This is a genomic window from Paraburkholderia sp. WS6, assembly GCF_030464835.1.
Taxonomy (GTDB): domain Bacteria; phylum Pseudomonadota; class Gammaproteobacteria; order Burkholderiales; family Burkholderiaceae; genus Paraburkholderia; species Paraburkholderia madseniana.
In genome coordinates this window covers 63,885-75,187 of sequence record NZ_JALQCK010000050.1, presented here as the reverse complement: position 1 = coordinate 75,187, position 11,303 = coordinate 63,885, and the positions used below count along the sequence as shown (strand labels likewise).

Here is an 11,303-nt window from a genome sequence, read left to right as displayed (position 1 = left end):
CCGCACAGGGGCAACGCTAATAGACCACTAACAAATCAAGGAAAGGCCAACGCCCTAAGAACACTGACAAAAAGCGCCGCGCAGGCAAAAACCCCAAAACCCTTATTTCGCCAACTTGGAATGCCGGCGGGAATAGCCAAAATAAATAACCATCCCAATGAGTAACCAAACCACAAACGCCACCCAGGTAACAGCCTGGAGATTGACCATCAAAAACAAACACGAGGCGACAGCCAACACCGGCACCACCGGCACACCAGGACACCGGAACGCCCGCGGCAACTCAGGATGCGTCTTCCGCAAAACCAGCACCGCAATCGACACCATCGAAAACGCGGCCAACGTGCCGATATTGATCAGCTCAGCCAGCACATTCAACGGCACCAGCGCGCCAATCAGCCCGAAGAAAATCCCCACGAGCCACGTCGTAAAGAACGGCGTAGCAAACTTCGGATGCACCCGGGAAAGCCGTGCAGGCAACAACCCATCCCGCGACATCGCGAAAATCACGCGCGTCTGGCCATAAGCCATCACCAGAATCACCGTCAGCATGCCCAGCACCGCACCAAGGTCGATAAAGCCCGCCACCCACTTCTGACCCGCCACCTGCAACGCGTAAGACACCGGATGCGAAATGTTCGCGAACTGCGCCGACGGCACGATGCCGGTGACCACAGCCGCCACCGCGACGTAGAGCACCGCACACACACCCAGCGACGCAATGATCCCAATCGGCAAATCGCGCTTCGGATCCTTCACTTCCTCCGCCGCGGAAGACACCGAATCGAACCCGATGAACGCGAAGAACATCACCGCCGCCGCGCCGAACACGCCGTTCCAGCCGTTCGGCATGAACGGATGCCAGTTCGCCGGCGTCACGTGGAAAACACCCACGCCGATCACCAGCAGCACCACGATCACCTTGATCGCCACCATGATGTTGTTGATTCGCGCGGATTCACGCACGCCAAGCGACAACAGCGCCGTGATCGCCATCATCACGAGGAAAGCGGGCAGGTTGAACCATGTCTCGTGCCCGGGCAAGGCGCCGGGCGCCGCCGTCAGCGCAACCGGCAAGCTCACGCCGAAGCCCGACAGCAACGATTGCAGATAGCCCGACCAGCCGACCGATACCGCCGACGTTGCCAGCCCATACTCGAGCATCAAGTCCCAGCCGATGATCCACGCGGCCAGTTCGCCGAGCGTCGCATACGAATACGTGTAGATGGACCCCGCAACCGGAATCGTCGAGGCGAACTCGGCATAGGCGAGCGCGGCGAACCCGCAGGCAATCGCCGCGATCAGGAACGACACCATCAGCGCCGGGCCGGCTTGAACCGCGCCCGTGCCGGTCAGCACGAAAATGCCGGTGCCGATAATGGCGCCGACGCCGAGGAAAGTCAGATCGAGCGCGCCAAGCGCTTTCTTCAGGCCGGCGTTCTGAGCGCTCGCGGCGATCATGTGCTCGACGCTCTTTTTACGAAACAGGGACATTGGCGGTGGGTCTCCAGTAGTGCACGCATCTTGCGCGCCGAATGTCGGGGAAACCCTCGATTTTAACGGATGCGCGCCTTTGCACCATTTTGGGACGGTGTTTTCAGCGCTTGAAGAGGAGGCGGAAAATGCCTGGTGAAAGCGATTTGGGCGTGACGTTTGTCTGAGGACAGCGCGCGGCGGAAAGGTTTTCACGCGTTGCATGCCCGGTCGGGCGCTATTTAGCGATCTGGGGAAGAAAGCTTCAACCGGCCATCGCCGGATTCAAGTCGACGAGACGGTTGCTCATCACATAGAAGGTCAGCTCGGCGTTATTGCGCAGCTTCATCTTTTCGAGCAGCCGGGTGCGGTACACGCTGACCGTCTTCACCGACAGCGATAACGCCATGGCGATATCCGTCAGCCGCTTGCCGGACGCGAGCATGCATAGCGTCTGGTATTCGCGATCCGAGAGCTTTTCGTGCGGCAATTGTTCGCCGTCGAAGGAGACGTAGTCCGCCAGCGCTTCGGCCATAGCCGGGCTGACGTATTTGCGGCCCGCCGCGACCTGCTGGATTGCGCCGATCATCTGCGCGGCGTCGACCGTCTTCGACAGGTAGCCGGCGGCGCCGGCCTTCAGCGCGCGTACGGCGTACTGGTCCTCGCGGTACATCGAGAACATCAGTACGGCCACGCGCGGCGCTTTGCGTTTCAAACGCTTGAGCACTTCGACGCCATTCATGTCCGGCAGCGAAATGTCGAGCAGCACCACGTCGTAGCTGTGTTGGGCAACGGCGTCGAGCGCTTCGGCGCCGCTTTGCGCCTCGGTGACTTCGCGCGCCACGCCGCGGTCGAGCAGCAACTGGCGGACGCCTTGGCGAACCACCGCGTGGTCGTCGGCGAGCAGGATGCGCAGGCTCATGATGGCGTGCTCACGATTGCAGCGCGCGACGCTCGGCGCCAGGTGCGCTCGCCAGCATCGCATCCCACGCAAAACGTGCCTGCACGAGCGTGCCGCGCGACGCGGTGCCGCTGTCGCCGCGGCCTGAGCCGATCCGGCGGGCGCTGATCCGCAGCGTGCCGTCGAAGGCGGCGCAGCGCGCCTGCATGCCGCTCAGCCCGAAATGGCCGCGACGGCTGCGGGCGGTGCGCGTCAAGCCGATGCCGTCGTCGCTGACGATCAAGGTCAGGTGGCGGCGGCCGGTCTCGATCCGCAGGTCGGCGGATTCGGCGCGCGCGTGCTTGGCAATATTGTTCAGTGCTTCCTGGGCGACCCGGAACACGGCCAGTGCCGCGTCGGTGGGCAGGCGCGTAAGCCGCACGTCGGCGGCACAGACGAAACTCGTACGCAGGTTCGTGCGCGCGGCGAAGTCGCCAGTCCATTGCGCCAGCGCGCCGACAATGCCCGCTTCGAGCGACGGCGCATGCAGTTCCGCGACGGCCTGGCGGCTGGCGGTGCACACGGCGTCGAGCGAACGATTCGCAACGGCGAGCGCGGCGGCGCACTGCGGCGGCGCATCGGCGGGCAGCCAGGTTTCGACGCCGGCAAGGGCGAAACGCGTCGCGGTCAGCTCGGCGCCGACGCCGTCATGCAATTCGCGCGCCACATGGCGGCAGGCAGCCTCCTGCGCCTGAACGAGCTCAGCCGACAGTTGGCGCACGCGGGCGCGCAGTTGCGCGAGTTCGCGCTCAGCAGCGGAGGGCGGCGCGGCGTGTGCAAGTGAAGGCGGAATGTGGGCGCTAAACGGGACGACGGTCGACGTATCCATGACTTTCCCTCTCAGGAAGCAGTGCAAACGGCGAAGCGGGTGCGCATCAGCGGCGCGAAGACGAAAGAACGCATGCGAGTCTCTGGCCTCCAGTGACGTCCTTTCGCGTCGTCCGCGACGGACAAATCGCTACGGCGCACCGTAACGAAATTTACATTCAGTAACATGATGATCGTACTACGGCCGACGTTTAAAGCGACCGATCATGCGCCGCGATGATATCTCATAAAAAAGAAAAAATGCAGGTGCACCAAGGGTTAGCGCGTACATTTCACGCAACGGTTGATGTTTTGCAACGCACGCAATGTAGGAATAATGCTGACGTCAAATGTCAGGGCGGTGGCGTCGATTTGTAACTGCGCAACAAAAAAGGAGCCCGAAGGCTCCTTTCTGGTGATTCCGCGGCGTGGGCCGCTCAATCTGAGCGTCCGCTTAGCCGACGAACGCTTTTTCGACCACGTAGTGACCCGGCGCGTTGTTGCTGCCTTCCTGGAAGCCCAAGTCGTCAAGCAGCTTGCGCGTGTCGCGCAGCATGTGCGGGCTGCCGCACAGCATCACACGGTCGTCTTCGAGCGAGAAGCCCGGCACGCCGAGGTCGACGAACAGCTTTTCGGTTTCGATCAGTTCGGTGATGCGGCCGCGGTTCTGGAACGCTTCGCGCGTCACCGTCGGGTAGTACAGCAGCTTTTCCTGCACCAGCTCGCCCAGATGTTCGTGCGCCGGCAGGTGATCCGTGATGTATTCCTTGTACGCCAGTTCGTCGACGAAACGGCAGGTGTGCGTCAGGACGACGCGCTCGTAGCGCTCGTAAATGTCCGGATCTTTAATGATCGACATGAACGGCGCGAGACCCGTGCCGGTGGACAGCAGCCACAGCGTTTTGCCCGGCAGCAGGTTGTCGGCCATCAGCGTGCCGACCGGCTTCTTGCCGATCAGGACTTCGTCGCCGACCTTCAAATGCTGCAAACGCGACGTGAGCGGGCCGTCTTGCACCTTGATGCTCAGGAATTCGAGGTGCTCTTCGTAGTTCGCACTCGCAAGGCTATAGGCGCGGATCAGCGGCTTGCCGTCGACTTCGAGGCCCACCATCGTGAACTGGCCGTTTTCGAAACGGAACGACGGATCGCGCGTGCAGGTGAAGCTGAAAAGCGTATCGGTCCAGTGATGGACGCTCAGGACTGTTTGTGAATTCAGGTTGCTCATGGCTTCTTGGATAGTGCGAAAACAAAGGCGGCCAGTCGTTTTAGCCGGCCGGCACGGCAAGGGCGATGCTGCGCTAACCCGAGATCGGGAATCACGCGCAATCCGCTATTTTACCGCGCCCGCTGCCCGAGGGCTTTGGCGCGGCGGTTGAGCGTGGTGAAGCGGGCTACCGGACCCGGAAGCGTCGGCGCCGGCGGTTGTGACGATCGGCGCCGCGAAGTACGTTGGCGTGGCTGCAGCCGCGCTTCAGCAAGGGTACGGCGATGGGCGAAAACCGCGCAGGGCGGCTGCCATCGGCTGTCCGGCATGCGCCGGATAGGCGCGCCGCGCGGGCAACATTTTCAGGATGATACCGAAACCCGCCGTGCACCGCAGCATTGACCCTGCTGATAAAACTGGCAAAAGGGCGGGAGATCGGTGCGAAAGGTGAGGAAATTGGGCCGTAAAGGCGAGATGCGCAGGGCGAGCGCGCTCACTGCTGTTCGCGCTGCATGGCCTTGCCGGGTTGGTACACAAAGGTTGATTGGCGCTCGGGCGAACAGCCGGAATCCACCGTTAAATAAGGATTCCAGCGTTTCCTGTTTTGATTACGCCGGAGCCGCCACGCGCTTCTTGCCGCGCTGCTTCAACACCCTCGCCTGCAGCACGATCACCAGCAGCAGGAAGACCCCACGAATCACCGATTGCCAGTACGCCGACAGGCTGATGAATCCCAGCCCGTTTTCGAAGTTCAGCAGATTGAACACCAGCCCAAGCAACAGCACGCCGGCGATCGTCATCGCAATCGAGCCTTCCCCACCGGTAAGCAAGGTGCCCCCGAGCACCACCGCGGAGATCGCGAACAACTCCCAGCCGACGCCTTCGTTCGGCTGCCCTGCACCGAACTGTGCGGCGAGGATCACGCCTGCCATGCCGGCGAGCAGGCCGCTTACGGCATAAGCCATCACCAGCGTACGGTCGACGTTCAGGCCCATTAGCCGCGCCGCTTCCTCGCTGCCGCCGATGGCCAGCGAATGCCGCCCGAAGCGCGTGCTGCGCAGCGCGAGCCAGCCGGCGATTGCGGCGACTGCCGCGACGATCCCCGGGATCGGCAGGCCGAACAGATCGCCTTGACCGAAGTTGCCGAAGTTCGAGTCGGCGGCGATCGACACCGCATCGTTCTTGCCGAGCAACAGCGCGACGCCGTGCGCGCCGAGGCTGGTCGCGAGCGTGACGATGAAGGGCAGGATTTTCAGCCGCGTGATGATCAGGCCGTTGAGCACGCCGACGGCCATGCCGGCCGCGCAGCCGGCCACGACCGCGACCCCGCCGCCGTACGCGCTGGTCAACGCGGCGACGACACTCGCGAGAGCCGCCACCGTGCCGACCGACAGGTCGATCCCGCCCGTGATGATCACGAAGGCCATGCCGATCGAGATCAGCGCGAACATCGAGTTGTAGCGCCAGAATGAGGTGATGTTGTAGGCCGAGCCGAAATGGTCGTAGCGCACGAGGCCGAGCACGATGAGCGTGACCAGTGCAAGGAGGATAGGAAGGTTCTTTTTCATCGCATCGAGTCCGGAGTGTCCTGCACGCTTTAACGCGAGCGGCGTTGCACATAAACCGCAGCGACGATGATGCCGGCCTTCACCACCAGTGCCGCCGCGTCGGGAATGCCGTGCGCGAGCAGCGTATAGCGCAGCAACTGGATGATCAGCGCGCCGATCAGCGTGCCGCCGATATACGCCTTGCCGCCCGTCAGCGCCGTGCCGCCAACCGCCACCGCGGCGATCGCATCGAGTTCGACGCCGAGTCCCACTACGTTCGCATCCGAGGACGAGTTCACCGAGATCGAGATCAGCCCCGCGAGTCCCGCGAGTGCGGCGCACAACGTGTAAGCGATCAGCTTGACGGTGGCAGTCGGCACACCGCACAGATAGGCGGCCTTTTCGTTGCCGCCGGTGATCAGCAGATACTGGCCGAACAGCGTTTTGCGCACGATCCACGCGAACAGCACGACCAGCGCGAGCATCAGCAGCACCTGGAACGGCACGCCGGCGACCTTGCCCAAAGCGATCCACTGGAATGCGGGCGTGTTGAACGCCTGCAGGCTGCCGTCGGTGACGACCTGGGCGATGCCGCGCCCGGCGATGAACAGCACCAGCGTCGCGACAATCGGCTGGACGGATAGCCTCGTCACCAGCAAGCCGTTGAAGACGCCGCACGCGGCCGCCGCCAGCACCGGCAGCACGAACGCGAGCGCGATGCCGCCCGGCCCCGGAATGTTCAGGAAGAGCATCGGCGCGAGCGCGCCCGAAATCGCCATCGAGGCGCCCACCGACAGATCGATGCCGCCCGTCGCCACGACCAGCGTCATACCGATGCCAACGATTACGATCGTCACCACCTGCGTCATGTTGACGTTGAAGGTTTGCAGCGACCAGAAGTGCGGGGTGAAGATCAGGTTGAAGAGCACCATCGCGAGCAACACGATCACTTCGCGTTGCATGGCCAGGTGCCGCCATTTCTTCACCGTCGATGCGGCCGCGGCGCGTGATGTAGCCGCGTCCGGCATAGGCGGCGTGGCTTGGGTATGCAACGACTCAGTGTGCAACTTAAGCGCCATGACGGTCGCCCTCCAACGCGTCTTCGATATGTGCGGTCTGGGCGGCTTCGACCAGTTGCGATTGGCCTTCGCTGCCGTAGGCGATGGCGTCCATGATGGCGGTCTCGCTCATGTCGGCGCCGTTCAGTTCGGCGACGGTGCGGCCGTCGCGGATCACCACCGCGCGGTCGGCCACCGCCGTCAGTTCTTCGAGTTCGGAGGCGGACAGCAGCACAGCGAGGCCCGCGTCGCGCAGTTCACGCACGATCTTCGCCACGTCGGCTTTGGCGCCGACATCGATGCCGCGCGTCGGCTCGTCGAGCAACAGCAGCGAAGGTTCGGCAGCGAGCCAACGCGCAAGCAGGACCTTCTGCTGATTGCCGCCAGACAGTTCGCGAATCGGCTGATCGGCCGAACGCAGCTTGATGCCGAGCGAAGCAATGAAACGGTCGACGATCGCCTGCTGTTTCTTCACGTCGACCACGCCGTTCTTCGCCAGCGTGCGCAAGCAGACGAGCGTGAGGTTGTCGCGCACCGAGAGTTCGGGGACGATGCCTTCGGCTTTGCGGTCCTCGGTGAGGTAAGCGAGGCCACGCGCGATCGCGTCCTGCGGCGACTTCAACGCCACCGTTTCTCCGCCAATCGACAATGAACCTTGTTCGAGCGGATCGGCGCCGAACATCAGGCGCATGGTTTCGGTGCGGCCCGAGCCGAGCAGACCCGCGAGCCCCACCGCTTCGCCCGCATGCACTTCGAGCGATACGTCGCTCACTTTCGGATGGGCGCTCAGGTGCGTCGCGGCGATCGCCTGTTTGCCGCGCCGCGCGAGGTTGGCTTCGCGCGCAGCGGCGTCTTCGTGCACGACGGCGGCGAGCGTGCGGCCGAGCATCGTCGTGACGAGTTGCAGTTTGTCCATTTCCGCCATCGTGCTTTGCGCGACCGTCTGGCCGTCGCGCATCACGGTGACGCGGTCGCATAGCGCATACAGTTCGTCGAGCCGGTGCGAGACAAAGATCACCGCGCGGCCGTCGTCGCGCAGTTTGCGCACCACAGTGAACAGCAATTCCACTTCGCGTTCATCGAGCGACGAGGTCGACTCGTCCATGATGACCATCTTCGCATCCGACGAGACGGCGCGCGCCAGCGCCACCATCTGCTGGATCGCGGTGGAATAGCGGCCGACCGGTTTCTTCACATCGATCTGCAAACCGAACGAATCGAGCAGGGCGGCGGCGCGTTGCTGTACCGCGCGCCAGTCGATCAGGCCGAAGCGGCGCGGCTCGCGGCCGAGGAAAATGTTCTCCGCAACCGAGCGGAACGGCACCAGGTTGATCTCCTGATAGATCGTGCTGATGCCGGCTTCACGCGCCTGCTTCGGCGTGCGGAAATCGACTTCACGGCCCTCGAAGCGCACGCTGCCCGAGCCGCGCCGATAGGCGCCGGTCAGGATCTTGATCATGGTCGATTTGCCGGCGCCGTTCTGGCCGATCAGCGCGTGCACTTCGCCGGCTGCCACGCTCAGATTGGCGCTGCGCAACGCGGGTACGCCGCCGAAGCTGATGCCGATGTCCTGCATCTGCAGCAGCGGCGACCGGGTAAGGGGCGCGTGTGGTGTCTGCGTGCCGGATTCCGTCACGGGTGTCCTCCTGATGCGTGTGCTGCTTCACGTGCTGCATGCGCTGGGCAGTGCGAGCCGCTGTGGCCGTTCGTTCGGGCTCCATGCAGGCGGTGTCGTCGAACCATGTTACGCCGCATAAAAGCGAAGCGACGGCCCGTGCTGCCACGAACGCGTCGCTCCGAACCCTTCCCGTCACCCGCCCCCCGAGGAGATTGATTCGGGGCGGGGACGTCCTACGGGCACAGCCCTCGAAGAGGCTTTCTTCGAGGTACGGAGCGCGTGGACACTCCGCTAAAGCGCTGCCCTCAAGCTGCACAACCGCGTGTACGACGGCGGCTGCCGATCAATAGCCGTACTGCATGCTCTGCTGCACGTTGCTCTTGTCGTAGAAGCGGTCCGAGACCTTGACCCACGTCGGGATCTTTTCGCCCTTCGCGTAACGTTGGGCGACGTCGCAGGCGAGCGGGCCGAAGAACGGGCTCGACTGCACGCTCGCGCCGAGTTCGCCGGCGGCGATCGCGTCCATGCCACCCTTGGTGCCGTCGATCGTGACGATCTGGATGTCCTTGCCCGGCTGCTTGCCGGCGGCCTTGATCGCGGCGATCGCGCCGAGCGCCATTTCGTCGTTATGCGCGTAGACGGCGGTCACTTCCGGGTGCGCCTGCAACAGCGTTTCCATCACCTGACGACCCTTGTCGCGCGCGAAGTCGCCGCTTTGCGAGGCGATGATCGTCATGCCCGGGTTCTTCGCGATGATTTCGTCGAAGCCCTTCTTGCGGTCGTTCGCCGCGGACGCGCCCGTGGTGCCTTCGAGTTCGATGACCTTTGCCTTGCCGCCGGTTGCCTTGACGAGCCAGTCTGCGGCGCGATGGCCCTGATCGATGAAGTCCGAGCCGATGAAGGTGATGTAATCGCGGCCCGCCTTGGCCACTGACTGATCGACGTCACGGTCGACCAGGATTACCGGAATGCCGGCCTTTTTGGCTTGCAGCACGACCGGCGCAAGCGGCTTTTCTTCGCGCGGCGGGAACACCAGCAGATCAACGTGCTGCGCGATCATGCTTTGAATGTCAGAGACCTGCTTGGAATTGGAGCCGTTGGCGTCGGTCATCACGACCTGCCAGCCGCACTTCGCGGCGATGTCCTTGAAGCTCTTGGTTTCCGCGAGACGCCACGGGTTGTTGCTTTCGGTCTGCGCGAAGCCGACCTTCAGCGGCGTCTTGCTGGCCAACTTCGGCAACGCGTCGTCGGCGTGCGCAGTGGCGACGCCGAACCCGATTGCCAGAGCCAGCAGCGAACCTGCCAGCGGACGAATCTGCTGCTTGCGCGCGTGCTTGCGCGACTGCGTGTTGAGCGACGCCATTGTCTTCCTCCAGTACCTGGTGAGGTGTATTTGCTTTTTAGTGTTTCTCCTGTCGGCCGAGCTGTTTCACCCTGACCGGACGTGCCGATTATTCCATCGGGAATTATTATCGGTCAATCACTAATAATATTAATTATTGGCTTTTCTGCCTCGGTAATTACCCTGACCGAACCGCGTTCGACGAGCGGTCCGTCGAGTTTGACGAGGCGATGCCGCACCGGTGCGCCCGCTGCGCGGTTGTGTTCTTCTTGTAGCAGGGTTTCGACGGCCCAGCGTCCCAGCTCGTAGTTCGGCAGCACCACCGTCGACAGCGGTGGATGCGTGTGGCGGGCAATTTCCTGGTCGTCGTAGCCGAGCACGGAAACGTCTTCGGGCACACGCAGGCCGAGTTGCTTCAGAGCCTCGATCGCGCCCAGCGCGGTCAGGTCGTTGGCGCAGAAAATGGCGGTCGGCGGATGCGCCTCACGCATCAGGGAGAGCGTCATTTCGAAGCCGACTCCCGAACTCCAGTCGCCGTCGCGCACCAGTTCCGGCGCGTACGGCAGGTCGGCGGTGGCGAGCGCCGTGCGATAGCCCTTGAGGCGGTCTTTCGAGGCGTCCTGCCACGGCTCACCGTTGATATAGCCGATCCGCCGATGCCCTGACTGCAGCAGATAGTCGGTCGCCAGATGGCCACCCGCGACCTCGGCGGGCACCACCGATGACAACCCGCCTTCGCTCGTGTAGCAGTTCAGCAGCACGGTGGGCACCTGCGAGAGCGCCGCCGGCAAGGTGACCTTGCGGGTGTAGACGGTCGCGTAGATCACGCCGAATACGTGCGGGTTCGACAGCGTCGCGTCGAGCACCTGCTTTTCGATGTCGGCGTTGCCGTGCGTCGAGTAGACGGCGAGCATCTTGCCGCTCGCATAGGCCGCATCGCGCGCGCCGTCGACGTTGACGACCGGATGCGGACTGGTGGAAATCTCGTCGGCCAGATAGACGATCAGGTTGCGTTCATCGTCCGACACCGATACCGGTTCGCGCAGCGACAGCCGGTAACCGAGGTCGTGCGCGGCCTTCAGCACCTTGTTGCGGGTGGTCTCGGAGAATTTTGCGCCGGTCGCGTTGTTCAGGACGAGCGAGACAGTGGATTGCGACACGCCGGTGAGCTTGGCGATGTCGGTCATGGTCGGGCGGCGTTGAGTCGATTTTTTCATTGTGCGGGCCGCGCTGCAGCGGCGCAAAAGCAGGAGCATGCCGGTGGCATTCGTGGTGCTGACGGTACCACTAATAATATGTGCGCGGCAACGTGCG

9 protein-coding genes are annotated in these 11,303 nt (G+C 63.4%); all 9 read right to left on the bottom strand.

The features are described 5' to 3' along the window. Positions 1-102: 102 nt before the first annotated feature. Positions 103-1,494: an amino acid permease gene (locus M0D64_RS38465; RefSeq protein WP_171925052.1), complete on the bottom strand. Its 1,392-nt coding sequence runs from the start codon at positions 1,492-1,494 to the stop codon at positions 103-105. 244 nt (positions 1,495-1,738) lie between these two features. Beyond that, positions 1,739-2,395 (bottom strand): response regulator transcription factor RqpR, encoded by a 657-nt coding sequence (rqpR, locus tag M0D64_RS38460; protein ID WP_154558906.1) that lies wholly within the window; start codon positions 2,393-2,395, stop codon positions 1,739-1,741. Between the two features lie 10 nt (positions 2,396-2,405). Beyond that, positions 2,406-3,242 (bottom strand): sensor histidine kinase, encoded by an 837-nt coding sequence (locus tag M0D64_RS38455; protein WP_266261504.1) that lies wholly within the window; start codon positions 3,240-3,242, stop codon positions 2,406-2,408. A gap of 432 nt (positions 3,243-3,674) precedes the next feature. Continuing rightward, the gene (locus M0D64_RS38450) at positions 3,675-4,445 is read right to left on the bottom strand and encodes a ferredoxin--NADP reductase (RefSeq protein WP_266261503.1); all 771 of its coding nucleotides are present in this window, start codon (positions 4,443-4,445) and stop codon (positions 3,675-3,677) included. A 587-nt stretch (positions 4,446-5,032) separates the two neighbouring features. After that, a complete protein-coding gene (locus tag M0D64_RS38445; protein WP_154558903.1) occupies positions 5,033-5,992 on the bottom strand; it encodes an ABC transporter permease in 960 nt (319 codons plus the stop codon). 29 nt (positions 5,993-6,021) lie between these two features. Next, positions 6,022-6,999 (bottom strand): ABC transporter permease, encoded by a 978-nt coding sequence (locus M0D64_RS38440; RefSeq protein ID WP_266261507.1) that lies wholly within the window; start codon positions 6,997-6,999, stop codon positions 6,022-6,024. A gap of 40 nt (positions 7,000-7,039) precedes the next feature. Then, positions 7,040-8,605, bottom strand: a complete 1,566-nt coding sequence (locus M0D64_RS38435; protein WP_266261506.1) for a sugar ABC transporter ATP-binding protein — start codon at positions 8,603-8,605, stop codon at positions 7,040-7,042. Positions 8,606-8,990: 385 nt separating this feature from the next. Then, on the bottom strand, positions 8,991-10,010 hold the full coding sequence (locus M0D64_RS38430; RefSeq protein ID WP_266261502.1) for an ABC transporter substrate-binding protein: 1,020 nt from the start codon (positions 10,008-10,010) through the stop codon (positions 8,991-8,993). Between the two features lie 113 nt (positions 10,011-10,123). Further along, a complete protein-coding gene (locus M0D64_RS38425; protein ID WP_171925191.1) occupies positions 10,124-11,176 on the bottom strand; it encodes a LacI family DNA-binding transcriptional regulator in 1,053 nt (350 codons plus the stop codon). Between the last annotated feature and the right edge of the window lie 127 nt (positions 11,177-11,303).